Source organism: Nocardia sp. NPDC050408 (genome assembly GCF_044458905.1).
Taxonomy (GTDB): domain Bacteria; phylum Actinomycetota; class Actinomycetes; order Mycobacteriales; family Mycobacteriaceae; genus Nocardia.
In genome coordinates this window covers 335,193-356,471 of the sequence record NZ_JBITIL010000001.1, presented here as the reverse complement: position 1 = coordinate 356,471, position 21,279 = coordinate 335,193, and the positions used below count along the sequence as shown (strand labels likewise).

Here is a 21,279-nt window from a genome sequence, read left to right as displayed (position 1 = left end):
CAGAGCCTCCTTGTTCGGCGTAAAACAGCTGGCCGAACGATTTCGGGCAGCACGAATAAGCCGCTGCGGCAACGCTGTTCAGTGTTGTCACATGGCTTCGACGCCACCACAAGACGATTCGGCGAATGCGCGGGGCAGGACGACACCCGCGCGGGATCGAAACAGATTGCGCCCCGCTCGCGCCTAGCTCTTGATCGCTCCTCCAACGTCGCTGCCGCGGTGCGGGCGCCGCGGCGGTGTCAGCTACATCACACGGATGTGATCCGCATTGCGAAGACTAGGCGCTTCGTTAATAAAAAGGAACTTTTTGCACTAAAAAAAGTTGGTCGGCCGTCCAGTGCGCTCAACTGGGCCTACGCAGCTGGGCAAAGCTGTGTTCGCGACCACAATTCGATCGCGAATGTGAGCCACAGCACTTTCGGATCTGCAGACTATGAGCGCGAACGTTGCATCCGCGTTGCATCGGCGCCCAGCCGCCGATCGAGCACCCGAATCTTGGCCTCGATCTGCGCATAAAGCGGCGAATCGCGATCTATGGTCGCCCGATAGGCGACCCAGGACGCGGCATCGTCGCGCCCCTCCGCACATGCGGTCCACCGACGCAGCACCGCGGCCTCACCGGAACCGAGCACCGCGGCACGCAGCCGGACCCGAAGTTCATCGCGGATATCAATAATTCCCGGCGCCGTCGAGCGCGGTAGCACCGGACCCGCGTACAGCCGTAATGCGGTATCGACATCGCCGGAATCGAGCGCCGCACCCAGCGCCTCGATATCGGTTGCGATATGCACCCGCAACCGATAAGGGCGCGAACCGAATACGTCCGGCCCGACCACCGCGCGCAACCGCGACATGGCGGCGCGGATGGTGCCGTTATCCAGGTCCGTGTCATCGAGCAGCAGTGCGAGATGATCCGCGCCCAGTCCCTCCGGATGTTCGGCGAGCAGCAGCAGTATCTCTGCGTGCCGCTGCGACAACGGAACTCGATCACCGGCGACGGTCAGTAGTGGCTGTCCCAACCCGAGTACATCCAGACCCAATCGAGCCGCCGCGACTTCACCGGTCGAACTCCCCGCCCCGCGCTGACCCGCGCGCATCGCGGTGAGCAGCAGATCCATTTCGGCGGCAGTCGAGGTCGCCTTCACCAATGCCAGAATCTCCGGCTTGGCCACCCGCACGCCCCCGGCGATCATCAGCACCCCGACCAACCTGCCGTCAGGATCGTGCACCGGCGCTGCGGCACCGGTGATCTGATGCATCCGGTGCAGAAAGTGTTCGGGCCCATGGATCCACGCGGCCCGGCCGGTGCGAACCACGAGGCCCACGGCATTCGTGCCGATGCGCCGTTCGCTCAGATCATCGCCCGCGCGCAGCCCGATTTCGGCCGCGGCATCGATCTGATCGGGATTGCCGTGCACCCACAGCACGCGGCCGAACTGATCGGCGACCGCGACGATCAAACTCGTTCTGGCCGTGTCCTGTACGAGCAATTTGTCGATCAGCGGCATCAATGTGGCAATCGGGTGCGCGTCGCGGTAGCGCTGCAGATCCGCACCGCGCAGCCCGCGCCCGTCGAGCGGATCCATCGGATCGACGCCGCCGCGCACACTGCGCAACCAGGATTCGAGCACAACGGGACGCAGCAGACCGGCAAGCTGCGACAGCTGCTCGCCACCCGCGCTAAGATATCCGTGTGCTTGTGCGGCATAGGCTTCCAGTGCGCCGAGCTGAGTGCCGGGTTCGACGCTGTGCCGTGGGGGCCGCCCACCTGCAAGATTGCTGACCATTTGCCTTTCTTTCCGCCCCGAACTGTACCGGCGCTCATAACCCGGGTAAGGGCGGTTGCCTTCGTTTGTCCGCCAGCTCACACCACGTTCAGACCTCGTACAAATGTGACCTACCCATCTTCCAGATCACTGGCTGAGGTATTCGGCGGCGCGTTCGGCAATCAGTACAGTCGTCGCCTGCGGACCGCGACTCAGCGGCACCGGAACAACGGAAAGATCCACCACGGACAAACCGGTCGTGCCGTGCACGCGGCATTGCTCATCGACCACCGCACGCTCATCATCGGCACGGCCCATTCGGCAGGTGCCCGACAGATGTTGCGAAGTAGCCAGATTCGCGTACTGCCACCCGTCGTCCGGTATCGATTCCGGCGTGCGCACCATCGGTATCGCATGCAATATCTCGCGCGCCGTGCCAACCCCTTCCTGTAATCGAAACCGATCCGCGGCCTCCGATAAGTAGCGGTAATCGATGTGCGGCGGCACAGTCGGATCGGCGGAGCGGAGTCGGAGCACGCCTTGGGAACGTGGGCGCATGAGCGCCACACCCAAACGTCGGGTATACGGGGTAAACGTTACGGCGTACGGACGGATTTCGACATCCTCGAGTTCCAGCACATATTCCAGCGGGATGCCCTCGGCAGTCGGGTCCGACGGCTCGAAGCGGTAGTCGATGCCGATCTCCGGATGATCGCTGAACCCTGCGCCGACGGGCGCGGGACGCACCACCGGAATATCCAGCGCCCGAAGCTGTTCTGGATCGCCGATACCCGAGCGCAGCAGCAGCGCGGCGGATTCGATTGCGCCCGCACACAACACGATCCGACCCGCATCGAGCGCGCCCGCCTTGCCGTCGTGCACGTAGTCCACCCCGATGGCGCGCGTGCCGTGGAAACGGATGCGGGTCACCAGCGTCGCAGCGGTCACCGTGAGATTCGGGCGCGCGAGGGCGGGCGCAAGATAGGCCGACCCGGTGTCGACCCGCCTGCCGTGCTCGATATTGCACGGCACCGGCCCGAAACCATCGGCCGAACCCGCGTCGGGCAGTGCGTTCAGATCAGGTATCAGCGCAAGGCCGAGTGCCGTGCAGGCCGAGGCGAATTCGCAGCTCAGGGGTGCAGGCGCAGTGGCACGACGCACCGGTATCGGGCCCGTCGCGCCGTGTCCCGGCTGATCGCCGAAATCATGGTCGCGCTCGAGTCGGCGATAGGCGGGCAGGACCGCATCGAAGGACCAGCCGTCGAGTTCCTTGCTCCACGCGGCGAAATCCGCGGCCGTCGCCCGCACGAAGTAGCCGCCGTTGACCGCACCCGATCCGCCGATCACCTTGCCGCGCACGATATTCCCGGTAACCGCACCAGCCAATGTCACGGGATACCGCCACACCCACGGTGATTCGGGTCCGATCGGCATCCGAGTCGCATCGAGCAGCGTCGCCGAATCGGTCGACACCGGACCCGCTTCCACCAGCCGCACCCGATGGTCCGGATCCGCGCTCAGTCGGGCCGCCAGTACACACCCGGCCGTACCACCACCGATGATCAGTGTGTCGATCATCTACATCAGCTCATCGGGTGGTACAGCCATTACACGTTCGATTCAGCTCCGGGGCGTACTCGGCTTGAGCGATTCCAGGCTGCGCGCGCGGAATGCGCCGAGCCACAGGCCCGTTCCGTAGGCGAGATCGTCCATCCGCTTGTAGGCCACGTAGCGGAACGGGTCGAGCCCGCCCGCGTCACGATGGGTGAACCAGTCGGCCAGACCATCCGCGACCGCCATGGTGACCGCGATGCGCCGGACCCGCCGGGACAGAATCATCGCCAACATGGTGACCGGCCAATAGTGCCGACACATTGCCGAGGCCAGTCGCCAGATACCCGCGAAATAGCCGCGTGCCAGATAGATCGCAGCGATCCGGGTCGGGTTGTCCAGTCCGATGAACACCCGGCGTAGTCGGGCCAGCGCGGTCACCAAGGTGATGAGTCCGCCGAGCAATCCCCACTTCGTCAGCGTGGCGAACAGCATGGTCGCGACGACCGTCCAGAACGGCACCGACAGCGGCGTAACCATGCCCGTGTGCCGCTCGCCGAGTGGAGCGGCACCGGTGCCATAGAACAGCTTGCGACCGAACCAGGCGCGGAACGAGATTCGATGATCGTGCGCGACGTGCGCCGCCGGCTCATAGCGCAGTCGCCAACCCGCCTGCTCGAGCCGCCAGCACAGATCGACGTCCTCGGCCACCTGCATCGTCTCGTCGAACCCGTCCTGCGCGAGCAGCGCCCTGCGGCGCACCAGCATGGCCGCGCTCGGCACATAGGAGACCAGTCCGCGCGACTGCACGGCCGATTCGCGCCGTCCGAGATCGAGCGAGGAGCGGGTGTGTTCATAGCGCGCGAGCGCGTTCGACTCCGGATCCAGCGCAACGATCCGTGGCGCGACCAGCGCGACCTCCGGATCGCTGAAGTGTCCGAGCATCACCTCGAGCCAGCCGCTGCGTGGGACCACATCGGAGTCCAGGAAGGCGACGAAGTCGGTTGTCGCGGCCCGCAAGCCGGCATTGCGCGCGGCGGCCGGGCCCTGTCTGCGGTCGTGGCGCAGCACGGTCACCCGGCAGCGGGTGCCGCGGTTGCGCGGGATCTCGACCGGCTGATCCGAACCGTCGTCTACGACGATCACATTGTGTCCGCGCAATACCGCGAGCAATCGGGCAAGGCCGTCGGCATTGTTGTGTAGGGGCACGATCACGGTCACATCGTCCAGGGACGGCAGCAACCGGGGACGCGGATTACCGACGCCGGAGTCGAGCAGCCGTCTGGCAACAACGGCGGACTTCGGGCCGGTGACCTCGAGGTACCCGTCGCCGATCATCTCGGCGGCCTCCGGGGCAAGTCGCAGCAATCGGGCGGGTGAACCCCCGATCAGGATGCGTCCCCCGGAGTATGCGCGTACCCGTGGATCGATCCGCACCCCGAATCCGTCGGGCAGGCGATCATGGCGCATTCCTGGCATGCTAGGCGGTGATTCGCGCATTGGCACCATCAGTCCGGAAAAAAGGACGGAATTCCGCACGAATCCGCCCGTGCGGCGCGAGAACTCCCGCCGAATCGGTTCTTCGGCGGGTCGCAAGCGACCCGCCGAAGATAGCTGGCAACACAAGAGCAATCATTGATTTGCCACTCGATAGCCATCGTCGATCAACGAGATAGCGCATGGCTGGCTACCGGCCCGACATCAGTTCAGCGGACTCTCGTCACAGGCCCGCGAAGGGCGTCGATCCGGTGACAGGCGTTCGGACGCGGGCCGAGATACCGACAGCGTCAGCGGAATCGGGCCCGACTTACGCGAGCCGGGTCGGCTCGGCGCAATGCGCCGGGAGTGGTCCACCGACGAACGCGGGATCATCCGCCCGGCATCGGCCAGCGCCGCCTCGCCGTAGCCCTGGACGCATTCCGGATCCGGTCCGTCGGCGGGCAGCCCGGTGAAGAACTTCGCCGCCATGCACCCGCCGCGGCAGGAGTCGTAGTGCGCGCAGCCGGAGCACGCGCCGCCGCCGCTCGGCTCGCGCAGCTCGGTGAAGAGCTCCGATTCCTGCCACACGGTGCGGAAACCACCGTCCACTAACACATTTCCGGCGAGGAACTTGTCGTGAATGGCGAAGGGGCAGGCATACACATCACCGACCGGATCCACCAGGCAGACCACTCGGCCCGCGCCGCACATATTCAGTCCGGGCAGCGCCTGACCGAAGGCGGACAGATGGAAGAACGAATCACCGGTGAGCACGCCTTCGCCGTTGCGCACCAGCCAGTCGTAAAGCACCCGTTGCTGTTCCGGCAGCGGATGCAGTTCGTCCCACACGTCGGCGCCGCGTCCCGAGGGCCGCAGGCGGGTCAAACGCAGTGTGGCGCCGTACTTGTCGGCGATCGCCTTGAACTCGTCGAGCTGGGCGATGTTGTGCCTGGTCGCGACAACGGAGAGTTTCGCATCCGCGAATCCCGCGGCCGCGAGATTCTCCAACGCCTTGATCGCCATCGCGTAGGAACCCGGCCCGCGCACCGCGTCGTTGACCTCGGCGTCCGCACCATCCAACGAAATCTGTACGTCCACGTAGTCACTCGCGGCCAAGCGCGCGGCGACCTCGGGCGTGATGCGAACTCCGTTGGTGGAGAACTTCACTCCGACATGGTGCGCGGTCGCGTAGTCGACCAGCTCCCAGAAGTCCGGGCGCACAGTGGGTTCCCCGCCACCGATATTCACATAGAAGATCTGCATGCGCTCGAACTCGTCGATAAGCGCCTTGCACTGCTCGGTGCTCAGCTCGCGCGGATCGCGGCGGCCCGAGGAGGACAGGCAGTGCACACATGACAGATTGCAGGCGTAGGTCAACTCCCATGTGAGGCAGATCGGTGCGGCCAAACCGTTTTCGAACTTGTCGATCAGTCGCCCACCCGTGACGGCGGACGGTTGCCCGGCCAGCGGCAGCGGCGCGACCGCGGGTGTCGCAGCGCTGCCCGGCGCGGCCTGCCTGATCATGTCGGAGTCGGCCAGCTGATCCAATGCCCGAACGTACTGTCCGGCCAAGTCATCCGTGACGCCCGCGGCACGCAGTGCCGCACGTGCCGAGACGTGCGCGGGCAGCGACCGCACGATCTCGAGTATCCGCGGACTCTTCAGAAATGAGAGCTTGCGGGTGCCGAAGTGGTAGAGCAGCGCGCCGAAGGACTCCGGCCGCAGCGCCACCCGCGGATGCAGTTCCCAACGGGTATCGAGATCGAGCATGGTCGCCGCGCCCGTCAGTAGACGCCGCACATACCGTCGATGGAGACCTCTTCGATGAGGGTCTCCTCGACCAGCGGCGCTTCCTCGATCGAACGGGACTCGGCCGCCCCGATCCGTCCGGTGTTGTCGGTATCGGTGTGTCCGATGGATCCGTACTCCGGCATGCCTACCTCCGAGATGTGACCGGGTTCCGCGGCCACTGGTGTAGCCGTCATCACACAATAACGTCATGAACTGACAAAATGGAACAGGTGATGCGGAGCTCCCCCTCGGCGGCCGCGCGGACGCACACCGACCGAGTCACAGCCGCGGGCTCTAGACTGCGGGTGGCAAGCAGCTGAACAGGACGTGACGGGCGATTCGACCCGCGGTGGTAGAGGTGGCATGGGAGTCGGACGAATGCAGACGAGCGGCTGCGGCGGCAATACCCCGCAGTGCGAGCTCGAGGCCCCGGAGGCGGCAGCATGCGTAACCACGTAGGGCCTGGGAGCACCGCGAATCGAACACTGTCGGAGTCCGAGATCGTCGAGGCCGCGTTGCGGGTGGTGCGTGCGGACGGTGTGGAGAAGCTGTCGATGCGACGGCTCTCCCGTGAGCTCGGCGTTTCCCCGATGGCGCCGTACTACTACGTCGCGGATAAACGCGAGCTGCTCGATCTCGTCGCGACCGCGGCGTTGACCGGAGTTCGCAAACCACCGGCCGATTTCGGACCGTGGCAGCAGCGGCTGCGCGATCTGATCGACCAGATCGATGAGAAGCTGCGCAAGCATCCTGGACTCGGCGATGTGCTGATCGAGCAGATGCTGGGAAAACAGCTCGACCTGATCGCGGCGATCATGGAGATCCTGTTCGAGGCCGGTTTCCACGATCGCAATGTGCTCGCCGGGTACGCGACGATCCACACCTACCTGTTCGGTCGCCGCCGGGTGAACCCGAGAGAGCCGCAACTGCTGGCCGATGTCGCACTGCCCGAGTCGGTGGCGCGGGCCACGAAATACATGCCCGACCTGCGCGGAAAGTATGCCTACGACTTCGGCATGGAGGTGCTGATCGCGGGTCTGGAGGCCCTGCTTGTCCGTCAGCCCGATCCCGACGTACGATGAAACTGAAACACGTTCTAGTTTTGGTTCGGTTCGAGAGGACGAGATGACCACGCTCGAGGTTCCACACGGTTCGCGTTCGGTCGTGCTGCGGGTAGCCGCGGTCATCGCCGAGACGCCGGACACCTGTTCGCTGGTCTTCGACGTCCCCGACGAACTGCGCGAACGTTTCAGCTATCAGCCGGGCCAGTTCCTCACTCTGCGCATCCCGAGCGATCTGACCGGGTCGGTGGCCCGGTGCTATTCGCTGGCCAGCTCGCCCTACACCGATGACAAGCCCAAGGTGACCGTCAAACGCACCGTCGGCGGCTACGGGTCGAACTGGGTATGCGACAACCTCAAAGTGGGCGACGCAATCGAAGTGCTGCCGCCCTCCGGCGTTTTCACGCCGAAGGATCTCGATGACGATCTGCTGCTGTTCGGCGCAGGCAGCGGCATCACACCGGTGATGTCCATCCTGAAATCGGCGCTGGCACGCGGCGGCGGCCGAATCGTATTGGTGTACGCCAATCGCGATCACGAGTCGGTGATCTTCGCGCGCGAGCTGCGTGAATTGGCCGAGAAACATCCGCAGCGGCTCACCGTGATCCACTGGCTCGAGCACCTGCAGGGACTGCCGACCGCCGATGGTTTGGCCGCCCTGGTCGAGCCGTACGCGAGCTACCACGCCTTCATGTGCGGCCCCAAGCCGTTCATGGACCGGGTGCACGACGCACTCGCCCGGCTCGAGGTGCCGCGCTCACGCACCCATGCGGAGGTGTTCAATTCCCTTGCCGGAGATCCGTTCGCGGATCAGGCGCCGGCCGAGGTGACCGACGAGGAGGCGGCCGATGCGGCCACCGTCGAGGTCGAACTCGACGGTGAGGTGCACGAGCTGAAGTGGCCGCGCAAGCAGACCCTGGTCGACATCATGCTGTCGAAGGGTCTGGATGTGCCGTACTCCTGCCAGGAGGGCGAATGCGGTTCCTGTGCCTGCACGGTACTCGAGGGCAAGGTCGAAATGGACAATTCCGAAATCCTCGATCCGGAGGATATCGAGAACGGCTATATCCTCGGCTGCCAGGCGCATCCGGTCACCGATCACCTACGCATCCAATTCTGATCGGGCGCAACGCTTTACAGCTTGCGGTAGTGGATACGTAGAGCGGGATCGAGGCGTTCGGTCGCGTAACTCAGTGCGGTGCGGCCCATTTGCGCCGCGTGCTTGTCGAGGAAGCCGGTGAGCAGTTGCTCATCGATACGCTTGCCGACCTCTCGCAGCATCCAGCCGAGCGCCTTCTGGATCAGATCGTGGCGGTCGTCGAGGAGTCGCTCGCCGAGTTCGAAGGTGGTCGAGGCATCGCCTGCCTTGATGAACGCGAAGGTCGTCAGCAGTGCGACCCGGCGCTGCCAGAGCGAGTCCGCGCGTGCCAGTTCGAAGACCAAGTCGCGGGGTCGGTCGAGTAGCCAAGGGCCGATGATGTTTTCGGCGGAAACGTCGACCAGATCCCAGTTGTTCACCCGGCCTCGGCGCACCGCGGCGAGATAGAGTTCGACCATTGCCGCCTGCGCATCGATATCGAGCGTGCGCGGTTTGCTCGCCTCGGCGAATTCGGCATTGAGGATGATCAGCGCGGCCAGCCGGTCCTCGTGCACGGCACTGTCCAGCAGTGTGTCGATCTCGTCGAGCGGAAGTGCCGCAAAGCGTTTCGCGATCGATCGCGTAACCGGCACGCGCACACCGAGGAAAACATCACCCTCGCCGTACTCACCGCGCCCGGTCTTGAAGAACCGCTGTAGATGAATGGCATCGGCCGGATCGGCGACTTCGGCCAGTGCCGCATGCACATCGGCGGCGGTCGGCAGCTGGGCGCTACTGGGCACCCAGAATCCGCCCCGACTCGAAAGCCGCCGCGCTGGTGGGCAATTCACCCGGCCGCCCACTGTTGAACACCCGCACCTCACCATTGCCGGTGGTCGGCCGGTCGAGCGCCTCCATGCGCCGAATCGTCTGCGCCGCAACAGCTTGTGCACTGTCGAACAGTCGCACACCATCCGGCAGTGCGGCCACAATGGCATCGATGACCAGCGGATAGTGCGTACAGCCGAGCACCACACCCTCCACATCGTCGGGTGTCTGTTCGGCCGCGCGCGCGATCGAATCACGGGCCGCGACCAGATCACCGCTGTCGATCGAATCCGCCAGACCATGGCAGGCGATACCGACCACCTTCGCATCGCCGCCGAAGCGGGCGATCAGATCGGCTTGGTATCGGCTGGCCGTGGTCGCGGCGGTCGCCCACACCGCGACCGATTTGCATACCGCGGCGGCGGGTTTGATCGCGGGGACGGTGCCGATGACCGGAATCCCCGGCCCGACCTCCGCACGCACCTCATCCAAGGCGGTGACGCTGGCCGTATTGCACGGCAGCACGAGCACTTCCGCGCCGAGCCGAACCGAGCTGCGCGCCGTGTCGACCACCCGGTCGGTCACCCACTGTTCCGGCTTGGGACCCCACGGCGCGCCATCGGGGTCCAACTGGAGTAGCAGGTCGACATCGGGCCGCAGCTTGCGCAGCCAGGCGGCCGTGGGCAGCAACCCCAGCCCGGAATCGATGAGCGCGACGATCACCCGACCACCGTATTACAACGGAATAATCACTACGGCTGGGCGGCCTCGAGCAGGTCCGCGACCGGCGCACCCGCGGCGATCTTCGCGCGGACCTTCATCACCTGAGCGGTCTTTCCCGCGCCCACCACGCCGGTCAGATTGCCGTTCTGCGAGTAGTAGGCGAGGAACTTGCGGCCATCATCGGAGACGATGTGGATTTCGTCATCGGCATTCGGGGTGCCGAGCGCCTGGATCTTCACGTCGTACTGATCGCTCCAGAAGTACGGCACTCGCGCCGCTGTCGGCGGTTCGGCGCCCAACAGCGCACATGCCAGCAGCCGCGCCTGCTCACCGGCGTTGGTCCAGTGCTCGACGCGCTTGCGCTGACCGGTCTCGTGCAGCCATGCCGACACATCGCCGACCGCCCACACACCCTCGACCGAGGTGCGGCCCACCTCGTCCGCGAGTACACCGCCACCGGCCGACGGTTCGGCGAGTGCGATATCGGAATCGGCGAGCCATTCGGTCACCGGCCGGGAACCGACACCGATGACCACCAGATCGGCGGCCACCTCGCTGCCGTCGGAGAGTCGGGCGCCGCGCACTCGGTCGTCATCGGAAAGGAAGCTGTCCAGGCCCGTTCCGCAGCGCAGATCGACGCCTTCGTCACGATGCATGCGCGCGACCAGCGCACCGATTTCGGCACCGAGCACCGAGGCCAGCGGCGTCGGCTGCGGTTCGACGAGTACGACCTCGACACCACTGGCTCGGAAGCTCGCCGCCAGTTCACAGCCGATGAATCCGGCACCGACCACCAGCGCGGTACGCGCGCCGGACAATTCGTCGCGCAGGGCGGCGGCATCGGCATAGCCGCGCAGCACGTGCACGCCGCGCAGATCCGGCAGCCCGGGTAAGCGCCGCGGCCGCAGACCAGTCGCGATGATCAGTTGGCCGTAGTCGAGCGTGCCACCGTCGGCTAGGCGCACCTGGCGGGCGTCGATGTCGACGCCGACCGCCTCGGTATTCAGCCGCAGGACGATCTGCTTCTCGTCGAAGAATTCGGCGGGGCGCAGCGTGGTGTCGTCGGTTTCGCCGCGCACGAACTGCTTGGACAGCGGCGGGCGATCGTAGGGCAGCCGCGACTCGTCGCCGACGAGGATCAACTCACCCTCGTACCCGGCACGGCGCAACTCCTCCGCTGTGCGTAAACCGGCCAGACCAGCTCCGATGATTACGATCGGCCCGTTCATGCCGCCACCTCGCTTGCGCTCGGCTCGGGCATGACCGGGCCCCCGGCTGTGTCTGTGGTTCGCTCGCTGCGCTCACTCACGCACAGCCTCCCTTCGGTAGTGCCTGGCAGGCGCCGGCTCGAGTTGGCATCCGTCACTGATGGTGACGCAGCTAACCCTAACCTTCGCTTGGTCGCGATTCGCCGTGATGGCCGTCACTCCGCCTTACCGACCGATCGGTGCGCAATCGTATCCATCCCTCTATTGATCGGGCGGTCAATCAGAGTTAGATCTGGGTGAGGAGAACAATTCAGAGCCTGAGGAGGCACACCATGTTCACCGAAAGTCGCGCGCAGGACTTCTTGGCCGTTGTGCTGGGCGTCTTCACCGCGCTGTCACCCCTATGGGTGACCCACAACGACAACGCCATGTGGACGCTGATCGTGCTGGGCGTGCTCATCGCCCTCACCGGCCTGGCGCAGATGTACCGCGCGACCCTGACGGCCGCCGACTACGCGATGGGCTTGTTCGGCGCGTTGCTGTTCATCTCCCCCTGGGCGATGGACTACACCGACTACCGCGGCGCATCCTGGACCGCATGGGTAGTGGGCGTGGTGACGGTCGTGGTCGCGGTGGCGGCGCTGCCGATGGTGTCGGACCGGTTGCACGACATGGCTCCGCATCACTGATGCAGATGCCGAAACCCCGGCGAGTCGGGCGTCGTCGTAGCGCCAAAGTCGACGGCGACGCCCGTCAGCTCATTCTCGATGCCGCGGAACGACTTTTCGCGGCACAGGGATTCGACGCGACCGCGACCGCGACCATTGCCGAGAGCGCCGATGTCCCCAAGGGGCTGGTCTTCTACTACTTCCCCACCAAGGATTCGATCCTGTCCGCGCTGATGGCCGAGCGGGTGCCGGCCCAGCCGATCGCCGATATCGGCACCGTGGTCACACCGGGCGATCCGGCGGCCAGCCTGATCAATCTCGATGCCGCACTCAATCTGCGCGATCACCATTCGTCGGTGCTGCGGGTGATCATGTGGCGCGAAGCCGATACCCATCCCGACGTCCGCCGCCAATTGCGCCGCCTGCGCGATCAACTGCTCGACGTCACCGCCCGGGTGCTGCAGGCCAGCGCGCCCGCCCCGATCCAGCCCGGGACTCTGCGCGCGTGCGCAGCGGCCTGGGTTTCGGCGATGTTCGCCATTGCCAGCAGCGACCGACTGCATGCGCTCGACGGGCTGCCGCTACCGACCGCGGATGAAATCTGCAATGTCGCCCAGGTCGTCGCCGCGGGGATGACTCAGCTCGGCTGAGCACCGAAATCTGAAAGACGCGCCTTCTCAATGCGGGTGCACGGTGCGTGATACAAGTTCCAATTGTGGAGATCAATCGAATCCTTCGAGATCTCACCGGTCTCGCGACGCGCGCAGTGATTGTCGGCCTCCTGGTCGGCGCTTCGACAACAGTCATCGGCGCTACCGAGACCCAGGCCGCACCGATTTATCCGGACCCGGACCCGGACACCTTCTATGCGGCGCCACCCGATTTGGCGAATAGGAAACCGGGTGACGTGCTCGCGACGCGGCAGTTGCCGCCAATATTGATCTTTCCCGATACGACCGTCACGCTGATCAAATTCCGTTCGACAAATTCCACCGGCCGGCCGATCGCGGCGACGACCACGGTGCTGACCCCGCGCTCCCATCAACCCGATGGGCCGGTGCTGTCCTATCAGCACATCATCAACGGCCTCGGGGCCAAGTGCGCGGTTTCCCGCGTGCTGTACACCTCGGATCCGAATCTGCAGGTCCGCGAGGCGATATTGCTCAACGCCCTACTGCTGAGCGGGTGGAGTATCGCGCTGCCCGATCACCTCGGACCGACCTTCGCCTACGGCGCGGCCCGGCTCGGCGGCCAGGTCACCCTGGACGGTATTCGCGCCGTGCGCCGGGTCCCCGAACTCACCGCCGCACACAGCCGAATCACGATGGCCGGATATTCCGGCGGCGGTATGGCCACCGCATTCGCCGCCGCGATGGCACCGAAGTACGCGCCGGAACTCGAGATCGCGGGCGCCGCGACCGGTGGCGTGCCGATGAATTTGGTGAAAATGCTGGAAAGCGTCAACTTCAACCCGCATCCGGCATTCGGACTGCTGATGGCGGCCGCTATCGGGCTGGAACGGGAATATCCGGACCGGTTTCCGATCAGCAATTATCTGAATGCCAGCGGGGTGGCGGCACGCAAAGTCATCACCAACGGCTGCACCAATGAAATCCTCACCACCGGCGCGGGACACAGCGTCCGGGATTACGCGAGCAGTATGACGATGGTCGGTGATCGCAACGCCCGAGCCGTGCTCGAGGAGAACAGTCTGGAACTATTCGACGGAATCCCGAAAATACCGATATTCGAATGGCATTCGCCCAGTGATGCGCTCATCCCGACCGAGTCGATCCTCGATGTCAACCGCCGCTACTGTGCGGCCGGCGTGCCGTTGCAGGCCGAACTCATCTACTCCCCCGAACATCTGAGTGCCGCCATCCTCGGCATTCCCTCGGTGCTGTCCTGGCTCGCCGCGCGCTTCCGCGGCGATCCGGCGCCGAGCAACTGCTAGTCGGCGAGAAAGGCGACGACATCGGAGACGAACCGCTTCACGACCCCGATATGAGTGGTTTCCGGGTAAATGATCAAGCGCGAGTTCGGGATTCCGTCGGCGGTACGACGGAAGGTCTGTGTGCTGTAGGCGCCGTCGCGGTCGCCGCCGAGAACGAGGGTCGGCGCGGTGATATCGCCGAGGCGCCCGGATAGATCGAAGGCATCCTCGGCACGGATGAAGGCCAGCGTATCGGCCGGATTCTTCGGGCGCGCAAGGGGATCGGCCAACCACATAGCCGCCGATGCGATGCGTTGCGCGATCGGCGACGTGGAGCCGACGGCGGCCATATGGTGCAGCGCACGCTTACCCGCATAGACCGCCTCGCCATAAGCCAATTGGGCTGCGCGGGTGGCGTTTTCGAGGGTGTAGCCGGATGAGGCGACGATCAGTCGGCGCACCGCGGCAGGTTGATCCGCCGCGAGTTGTAGCGCCAGCGATCCACCCGAGGACACGCCCAGAACATCGACCGGCGCACCGAATTCGGCCTGCAACGCATCCGCGTGGTCGGCGGCGATATCGGCCATCGTCGTCCCCTCGGCCATACCGGGCGCACGATTGACCGCATACACCCGAAAATGCGCCGCGAGCGGTGCCAACGTCTTGATTTCGGACTGCCGCATCAATCCCGTCGGATTGGCATGATCCGGGGTGAACCAGCGCAGGAATACCAGCGGCCGCCCGGCTCCGAGCGCGAGATACGGCATACCGTGCGTCAACGTCCCCTCGGTGACGTCGAGCGCGGTGGCCAGCGCCGAACTCCTCATAGCATCCCTCCGATCAACCGGTCTTTACCCCCTTTTGCCCGACATTAACCACAGCTGGAACAGCCTGCTCGAACGCACCTTTCGCCCGAAATGCCGAACGGCGCCGCCCCTTTCGGAGCGACGCCGTTCGAAAGCGATTCAGGAAATCACTTGATGATCTTCGTGACGCGACCGGCGCCGACGGTGCGGCCACCCTCGCGGATCGCGAAGCGCAGACCCTCGTCCATGGCGACCGGCTGGATCAGCTTGACGGACATCTCGGTGTTGTCACCGGGCATGACCATCTCGGTGCCCTCGGGCAGGGTCACAACGCCCGTCACGTCAGTCGTACGGAAGTAGAACTGCGGACGGTAGTTGTTGAAGAACGGGGTGTGGCGGCCACCCTCGTCCTTGGACAGGATGTAGGCCTGACCCTCGAACTCGGTGTGCGGGGTGGTGGTGCCCGGCTTCACGACGACCTGGCCACGCTCGACATCTTCGCGCTTGATACCACGAACCAGCAGACCGACGTTGTCACCGGCCTGGCCCTGGTCGAGCAGCTTACGGAACATCTCGATACCGGTGACGGTGGTCTTGGTGACCTTCTCGCGGATGCCGACGATCTCGACTTCCTCGTTCACGTTGACGATGCCGCGCTCGACACGACCGGTCACGACGGTGCCACGACCGGTAATCGTGAAGACGTCCTCGACCGGCATCAGGAACGGCTTGTCGGTCTCACGAACCGGGTCCGGGATGGACTCGTCGACCGCGTTCATCAGCTCGACGATCGCCTCGGTCCACTTCGGGTCACCCTCGAGCGCCTTCAGACCGGAAACCCGCACGACCGGCGCTTCCTCGTCGAACTCCTGGGCGGCCAGCAGTTCACGGACCTCCATCTCGACGAGCTCGAGGATTTCCTCGTCGTCGACCATGTCCGACTTGTTCAGCGCGACCAGGATGTAGGGCACGCCGACCTGACGGGCGAGCAGCACGTGCTCACGGGTCTGCGGCATCGGGCCGTCGGTGGCGGCGACCACGAGGATGGCACCGTCCATCTGCGCCGCACCGGTGATCATGTTCTTGATGTAGTCGGCGTGACCCGGCGCGTCGACGTGTGCGTAGTGGCGCTTCTCCGTCTGGTACTCGACGTGGGAGATGTTGATCGTGATACCACGAGCCTTCTCCTCAGGCGCCTTGTCGATCTGATCGAAGGCAAAGCTCTCGTTCAGATCCGGGTACTTGTCAGCCAGCACCTTGGTGATCGCTGCGGTCAGCGTGGTCTTGCCGTGGTCGACGTGACCGATGGTGCCGATGTTGACGTGCGGCTTCGTCCGCTCGAACTTCGCCTTCGCCACTTGGTGTCCTCCTGGACTTGTTGGTGCGTGCAGTTGCAGCAGTGCGGTTTACATATTGGGGGTCGTGCATGACTCCCGGCTGATAAGGGCAAGTCTTGCACCTGCCCCCATCGGAGTTATTCGCCGGTCGCCTTGGCGATGATCTCCTTCGACACGTTGGCCGGAACCTCCGCGTACGAATCGAACACCATGGAGTAGTTCGCCCGGCCCTGGGTCTTCGACCGCAGATCACCGATGTAACCGAACATCTCCGAGAGCGGAACCAGCGCCTTGACGACACGGGCACCACTGCGTTCCTCCATGGCCTGGATCTGGCCACGGCGGGAATTCAGGTCGCCGATCACATCGCCCATGTAATCCTCGGGCGTGATGACCTCGACCGCCATCAGCGGTTCGAGGATCACCGGACCGGCCTTACGGGCCGCTTCCTTCAGGGCCTGCGAGCCGGCGATCTTGAAGGCCATTTCCGACGAGTCGACGTCGTGGTAGGCGCCGTCGAGCAGCGTGACCTTCAGGTTCACCAGCGGGTAGCCCGCGAGCACACCGTACTGCATGGCATCCTGCGCACCGGCGTCCACCGAAGGGATGTACTCACGCGGCACGCGGCCACCGGAGACCTTGTTCTCGAACTCGTAGGTCGCGCCGTCCTCGCCGACAAACGGCTCGAGGGCGATGATGACCTTCGCGAACTGGCCGGAGCCACCGGTCTGCTTCTTGTGGGTGAACTCGAGCTTCTCGACCTTCTTGGTGATCGTCTCGCGGTAGGCCACCTGCGGCTTACCGACGTTCGCCTCGACTTTGAACTCGCGCCGCATGCGGTCGACGAGGATGTCGAGGTGGAGCTCGCCCATGCCGCCGATGACGGTCTGACCGGTCTCCTGGTCCAGCTTGACCGAGAAGGTCGGGTCCTCTTCCGAGAGACGCTGGATCGCGGTACCCAGCTTCTCCTGGTCGGACTTGGTTTTCGGCTCGATGGAGACCTGGATGACCGGGTCCGGGAAGGTCATGGACTCGAGCACGATCTGGTTCTGCGGATCGCACAGGGTGTCACCGGTGGTGGTGTCCTTCAAGCCGATGACCGCGTAGATGTGGCCCGCGACGGCCTCGCCAACCGGGTTCTCCTTGTTGGAGTGCATCTGGAACAGCTTGCCCAGCCGCTCCTTCTTACCCTTGGTCGAGTTGATGACCTGGGCACCGGAGTCGACCTTGCCCGAGTACACGCGCACGTAGGTCAGCTTGCCGAAGAAGGGGTGCACGGCGATCTTGAAGGCGAGACCGGAGAACGGCTCAGCGGTGCTGGCGTCGCGGTGGATGATCTCGTCTTCCTTGCCCGGCACGTGACCGTCGGTGCCACCGTCGTCCAGCGGCGTCGGCAGGTAGTCGATCACGGCGTCGAGCATGGGCTGCACGCCCTTGTTCTTGAACGCCGAACCACACAGGATCGGGTACAGCTCGGAGTTGACCGTCAGCTTGCGGATGGCGCCCTTGATCTCATCGATCGTGAGCTCTTCGCCACCGAAAAACTTCTCCAGCAGCGCCTCGTCGGATTCGGCGACAGTCTCCAGGAGCTCCTGGCGGTACTGCTCGGCCTTGTCCTTGAGGTCGGCCGGGATCTCTTCGATCTCGTACTTCTCGCCGAGCTTGGTCTCGCCCTTCCAGACCTTGGCGTTCATCTCGACCAGGTCGACGATGCCCTCGAAGGTGTCCTCAGCGCCGATCGGCAGCTGGATGACCAACGGCTTGGCACCGAGACGGTCCTTGATGGTCTGCACGGTGAAGTAGAAGTCCGCACCGAGCTTGTCCATCTTGTTGACGAAGCAGATCCGAGGCACGTCGTACTTGTCGGCCTGACGCCACACCTGCTCGGACTGCGGCTCGACGCCCTCCTTGCCGTCGAACACCGCAACGGCGCCGTCGAGCACGCGCAGCGACCGCTCCACCTCGACGGTGAAGTCGACGTGCCCGGGGGTGTCGATGATGTTGATCTGGTTGTCGTTCCAGAAGCATGTGGTAGCCGCGGAGGTGATGGTGATACCACGCTCCTGCTCCTGCTCCATCCAGTCCATGGTGGCGGCGCCATCGTGGACTTCACCGATCTTGTAGGTGATGCCGGTGTAGAAGAGGATGCGTTCGGTTGTGGTCGTCTTGCCCGCATCAATGTGGGCCATGATGCCGATGTTGCGGACCTTGTTCAGGTCGGTGAGCACGTCCTGTGCCACGGAAATCTTCCCCGCTCGTAGCTAGTTGGGATTTTCGGGGACGACCCTGTGGTCGTCTCTATGTCAACGCCGGAAGCGGCAGGTTAGTGCCGCTTTCCGACTGTGCCTACCGACCCAGGAAACGACGGGCCGGGCAGACGTCACCAGCGGTAGTGCGCGAAGGCCCGGTTGGACTCGGCCATCTTGTGGGTGTCCTCACGGCGCTTCACCGAAGCACCCAGACCGTTGCTGGCATCGAGGAGCTCATTGGCCAGACGCTCGACCATGGTCTTCTCGCGGCGAGCGCGGGAGTAGTTGACCAGCCAGCGCAGGGCCAGCGTGTTGGAGCGGCCCGGACGGACCTCGACAGGCACCTGGTAGGTGGCGCCACCAACGCGGCGGGGCTTCACCTCGAGGGCAGGCTTGACGTTGTCCAGCGCGCGCTTGAGGGTGACGACCGGATCGGTGCCGGTCTTCTCGCGCGCCTGCTCCAGCGCGCCGTAGACGATGCGCTCGGCCGTGGACTTCTTGCCGTCCAGCAGGATCTTGTTGACCAGCTGAGTGACCAGCGGCGACCCGTAGACCGGGTCGTTGATCAGCGGACGCTTGGGTGCGGGGCCCTTGCGTGGCATATCAGCTCTTCTCCTTCTTGGCGCCGTAACGGCTGCGGGCCTGCTTGCGGTTCTTCACACCCTGGGTGTCGAGCGAGCCACGGATGATCTTGTAGCGGACACCCGGAAGGTCCTTCACACGACCGCCACGAACGAGCACCATCGAGTGCTCCTGCAGGTTGTGGCCCTCACCCGGGATGTAGGCCGTGACCTCGACCGCGCTGGTCAGGCGAACACGCGCGACCTTACGCAGCGCGGAGTTCGGCTTCTTCGGGGTGGTGGTATACACGCGGGTGCACACGCCACGACGCTGCGGGCTCCCCTTGAGGGCCGCGGTCTTGGTCTTGGAGACCTTGTCGCGACGACCCTTGCGGACCAGCTGGTTGATGGTTGGCATAGACCGGCTTTCCTTAATTAGTTAACGCGGTGTCTGGAACTTCATGTCTGTGTTCAATTCGCGATGCTCGTGGGGCCCTCGTGGTCACGCTCCGCTACCTCCTTCGGGCCCATCACTCCCATCGCCGTGTTCAATTAGCAGCGCTCTCGGGACCCTCCGTGGTCACGCAAGCTACCGCCTCCGGGTCCGTCGTTCACGCTGCGGTCATCGAGCTTTCACTCGCACGTCCGGCCACGTTTCGCGCGTCCCGAGGTCGGGCGTGTCGCACGCAAGACATATCCCGAATTCCGGGCACGCCGGAAAGGTCAGCCGCTCTCGCTGGCCTACGTTTACGCACGAACTTGCCCGCATGCTTCCGGGCACAGCGATCCACGATACTCGTGACCGCGACACGGGGTCAAAGTGGGGTCGGTTCGCACGCCCTACTGCCCGATACCACCTGCCAGGCTACCGCGCCAGATTCAGCGTCAGCTCGACCAATTTCTGCGCACCCGCGCACGGATCGGGATGGCCGCCGGGATGATAGTTGATCCACCAGCCGATGATGCCGGTGTCAGCGGCGCCCGCACTCACCCCGCACGAGTCCGGATCGTTCGGACGCGTCGTCTTCAGACCGCGCCGCCCCTGCACGGTGATGTTCTCGGTGTTGTAGCCGAGCTTGTCGTTATTGGACTTCTCGTTGTTCAGCGAGCCTTCCTCATACCAGTTCAGGGTCACCATGGCCGAGCCGCCGGGCGCGTCCTCGACATCCCACATGCACACCGCGCCGTTGAAGGACGGGGAAACGACCGTCGCATTGCCGACCGCCGCACCGATCTGGTCGAGCCCGACCACCTCGCATTCGCGCAGCAATTTGTCGAAATTGGTATTGATCGTGGTGGTGCCGCTGCCGCCCGCCGGATGCGCCGAACCCTTGACGGTTTTGCCGCAGCCGCCCGCGGACATCGCGACCGCGAGCACCGCGGCGACGGCCGCCGCAACCCGCAGACCAGGACGTGAACTCATCCGCATTCCCCTCACTGCAGCCGCTGCACGGTCAACTCGGCCAGCTTGCGGGTCCGGTCACACGGATTGCCCTGCTCGGAGAACAATCCGTAGGACATCGACCACTCGAAGAAATCGTCATCGAGTTGCACCGCCAGATCGCAGACCGAACCGCTGGGATCGAGTGCCTGGAAGCCCTTGCGGCCACCGACATCGATGGTCTCCGGATCGCGCCCGACATTGGAGACCCAGGCCTTCTCGCGATCGATCGGGCTACCCCGATAGGACGCGAAAGTGACACTCGGCGAAGCGAGTCCGGCGGATTGGAAGTTGCAGCCGACCGAATTCCGGTTGACCCGCGCGAGTTGGCTCAACCCGGCGATATCGCGCACCTCTTGATCGGTGACATGGCCGCACTCACCAACGAACGGGCCGAGCGTCGCGACCTTCGGCGGCGGGCGCAGCGGGGCGTTCGAGGAATCGGAGTCACCGTCCGAGCCGCAGGCCGACAGCGTCAATACCAAGGCCAGACCGGTGATGATCGCCGACGGGATCCGCATGCCGTGAACTCTACTGAGTTTTTGGCCGCGCGGGCGCGGCGTGTTCGCGGCCCCCTGATGTCTCGCGTCCGAGCCGTCGAGACTTGCGCCTGCGGCGCATGCGCTTCGACGACTCGGACGCGAGACGGGCCGCGAACTCCTCGCTCGTAAGACTCGCTCCGACGGGGTCGGTGATGACGAAGCGCTTGACACCCGGCGCACGCGTGCTGGATGGTCGAGTCCCGCGAATGCGGCACACGCACTTCAACAACTCGGACACAAGACGAGCCGCGAACTCCT

Annotated in this window: 20 protein-coding genes; 5 read left to right on the top strand and 15 right to left on the bottom strand. The window is 64.8% G+C overall.

From position 1 onward, the window contains the following. Positions 1 to 431 precede the first annotated feature (431 nt). The 5 genes from ACIBJI_RS01785 to mftA form a co-directional block, all read right to left on the bottom strand. A complete protein-coding gene (locus tag ACIBJI_RS01785; RefSeq protein ID WP_364340752.1) occupies positions 432 to 1,787 on the bottom strand; it encodes a GAF domain-containing protein in 1,356 nt (451 codons plus the stop codon). 126 nt (positions 1,788 to 1,913) lie between these two features. After that, positions 1,914 to 3,344 carry a mycofactocin system GMC family oxidoreductase MftG gene (gene mftG, locus ACIBJI_RS01780; RefSeq protein ID WP_364340750.1) on the bottom strand — a complete coding sequence of 477 codons (1,431 nt, stop codon included), beginning with the start codon at positions 3,342 to 3,344 and terminating at the stop codon, positions 1,914 to 1,916. A 42-nt stretch (positions 3,345 to 3,386) separates the two neighbouring features. Next, positions 3,387 to 4,787: a mycofactocin biosynthesis glycosyltransferase MftF gene (mftF, locus tag ACIBJI_RS01775; RefSeq protein ID WP_364340748.1), complete on the bottom strand. Its 1,401-nt coding sequence runs from the start codon at positions 4,785 to 4,787 to the stop codon at positions 3,387 to 3,389. Between the two features lie 231 nt (positions 4,788 to 5,018). After that, positions 5,019 to 6,566 (bottom strand): mycofactocin radical SAM maturase, encoded by a 1,548-nt coding sequence (gene mftC / locus ACIBJI_RS01770; RefSeq protein ID WP_364341341.1) that lies wholly within the window; start codon positions 6,564 to 6,566, stop codon positions 5,019 to 5,021. A gap of 14 nt (positions 6,567 to 6,580) precedes the next feature. Then, positions 6,581 to 6,655, bottom strand: a complete 75-nt coding sequence (gene mftA, locus ACIBJI_RS01765) for a mycofactocin precursor MftA (protein WP_245720762.1) — start codon at positions 6,653 to 6,655, stop codon at positions 6,581 to 6,583. A 375-nt stretch (positions 6,656 to 7,030) separates the two neighbouring features. Here mftA and mftR2 point away from each other — a divergent pair, with 375 nt between their 5' ends. Both mftR2 and ACIBJI_RS01755 read left to right on the top strand, forming a co-directional pair. Further along, complete coding sequence (gene mftR2 / locus ACIBJI_RS01760; RefSeq protein WP_364358200.1) at positions 7,031 to 7,669, top strand: mycofactocin system transcriptional regulator MftR2; 639 nt, start codon at positions 7,031 to 7,033, stop codon at positions 7,667 to 7,669. A 43-nt stretch (positions 7,670 to 7,712) separates the two neighbouring features. After that, positions 7,713 to 8,768 carry a ferredoxin--NADP reductase gene (locus tag ACIBJI_RS01755; protein WP_364358197.1) on the top strand — a complete coding sequence of 352 codons (1,056 nt, stop codon included), beginning with the start codon at positions 7,713 to 7,715 and terminating at the stop codon, positions 8,766 to 8,768. A gap of 14 nt (positions 8,769 to 8,782) precedes the next feature. On the opposite strand, the gene ACIBJI_RS01750 is transcribed toward ACIBJI_RS01755, so the two are convergent. From ACIBJI_RS01750 to ACIBJI_RS01740, 3 genes are read right to left on the bottom strand one after another with little or no spacing between them, the layout of a single operon-like run. Beyond that, on the bottom strand, positions 8,783 to 9,529 hold the full coding sequence (locus ACIBJI_RS01750; RefSeq protein WP_364358194.1) for a DNA alkylation repair protein: 747 nt from the start codon (positions 9,527 to 9,529) through the stop codon (positions 8,783 to 8,785). Further along, complete coding sequence (locus tag ACIBJI_RS01745) at positions 9,519 to 10,277, bottom strand: aspartate/glutamate racemase family protein (protein WP_364358191.1); 759 nt, start codon at positions 10,275 to 10,277, stop codon at positions 9,519 to 9,521. Before ACIBJI_RS01745 ends, ACIBJI_RS01750 begins: the two co-directional genes overlap by 11 nt. Positions 10,278 to 10,306: 29 nt before the next feature. Beyond that, positions 10,307 to 11,506 (bottom strand): FAD/NAD(P)-binding oxidoreductase, encoded by a 1,200-nt coding sequence (locus ACIBJI_RS01740; RefSeq protein WP_364358188.1) that lies wholly within the window; start codon positions 11,504 to 11,506, stop codon positions 10,307 to 10,309. A gap of 311 nt (positions 11,507 to 11,817) precedes the next feature. Between ACIBJI_RS01740 and ACIBJI_RS01735 the strand changes: the two genes are divergently transcribed. The 3 genes from ACIBJI_RS01735 (at position 11,818) to ACIBJI_RS01725 (ending at position 14,107) form a co-directional block, all read left to right on the top strand. Further along, positions 11,818 to 12,174, top strand: a complete 357-nt coding sequence (locus ACIBJI_RS01735; protein WP_364358185.1) for an SPW repeat protein — start codon at positions 11,818 to 11,820, stop codon at positions 12,172 to 12,174. Positions 12,175 to 12,179: 5 nt separating this feature from the next. Next, on the top strand, positions 12,180 to 12,803 hold the full coding sequence (locus ACIBJI_RS01730; protein WP_397082700.1) for a TetR/AcrR family transcriptional regulator: 624 nt from the start codon (positions 12,180 to 12,182) through the stop codon (positions 12,801 to 12,803). Positions 12,804 to 12,922: 119 nt separating this feature from the next. Next, positions 12,923 to 14,107 (top strand): lipase family protein, encoded by a 1,185-nt coding sequence (locus ACIBJI_RS01725; RefSeq protein WP_396958953.1) that lies wholly within the window; start codon positions 12,923 to 12,925, stop codon positions 14,105 to 14,107. Here the strand turns inward: ACIBJI_RS01725 and ACIBJI_RS01720 are convergent. From ACIBJI_RS01720 to ACIBJI_RS01690, 7 genes are all read right to left on the bottom strand, one after another. Beyond that, complete coding sequence (locus ACIBJI_RS01720; RefSeq protein WP_364358179.1) at positions 14,104 to 14,913, bottom strand: alpha/beta hydrolase; 810 nt, start codon at positions 14,911 to 14,913, stop codon at positions 14,104 to 14,106. The two genes, ACIBJI_RS01725 and ACIBJI_RS01720, sit on opposite strands and share 4 nt — an antisense overlap. A 146-nt stretch (positions 14,914 to 15,059) precedes the next feature. Next, the gene (gene tuf / locus ACIBJI_RS01715; protein ID WP_364358176.1) at positions 15,060 to 16,250 is read right to left on the bottom strand and encodes an elongation factor Tu; all 1,191 of its coding nucleotides are present in this window, start codon (positions 16,248 to 16,250) and stop codon (positions 15,060 to 15,062) included. Positions 16,251 to 16,366: 116 nt separating this feature from the next. Next, the gene (gene fusA / locus ACIBJI_RS01710) at positions 16,367 to 18,469 is read right to left on the bottom strand and encodes an elongation factor G (protein ID WP_327093961.1); all 2,103 of its coding nucleotides are present in this window, start codon (positions 18,467 to 18,469) and stop codon (positions 16,367 to 16,369) included. 140 nt (positions 18,470 to 18,609) lie between these two features. Continuing rightward, positions 18,610 to 19,080 (bottom strand): 30S ribosomal protein S7, encoded by a 471-nt coding sequence (gene rpsG / locus ACIBJI_RS01705; protein WP_040739280.1) that lies wholly within the window; start codon positions 19,078 to 19,080, stop codon positions 18,610 to 18,612. A gap of 1 nt (position 19,081) precedes the next feature. Next, a complete protein-coding gene (gene rpsL, locus ACIBJI_RS01700) occupies positions 19,082 to 19,456 on the bottom strand; it encodes a 30S ribosomal protein S12 (protein WP_019049359.1) in 375 nt (124 codons plus the stop codon). 447 nt (positions 19,457 to 19,903) lie between these two features. Continuing rightward, positions 19,904 to 20,461: a DUF3558 domain-containing protein gene (locus ACIBJI_RS01695; RefSeq protein WP_364358171.1), complete on the bottom strand. Its 558-nt coding sequence runs from the start codon at positions 20,459 to 20,461 to the stop codon at positions 19,904 to 19,906. An 11-nt stretch (positions 20,462 to 20,472) separates the two neighbouring features. After that, positions 20,473 to 21,000, bottom strand: a complete 528-nt coding sequence (locus ACIBJI_RS01690) for a DUF3558 domain-containing protein (RefSeq protein WP_364358168.1) — start codon at positions 20,998 to 21,000, stop codon at positions 20,473 to 20,475. Positions 21,001 to 21,279: the final 279 nt, after the last annotated feature.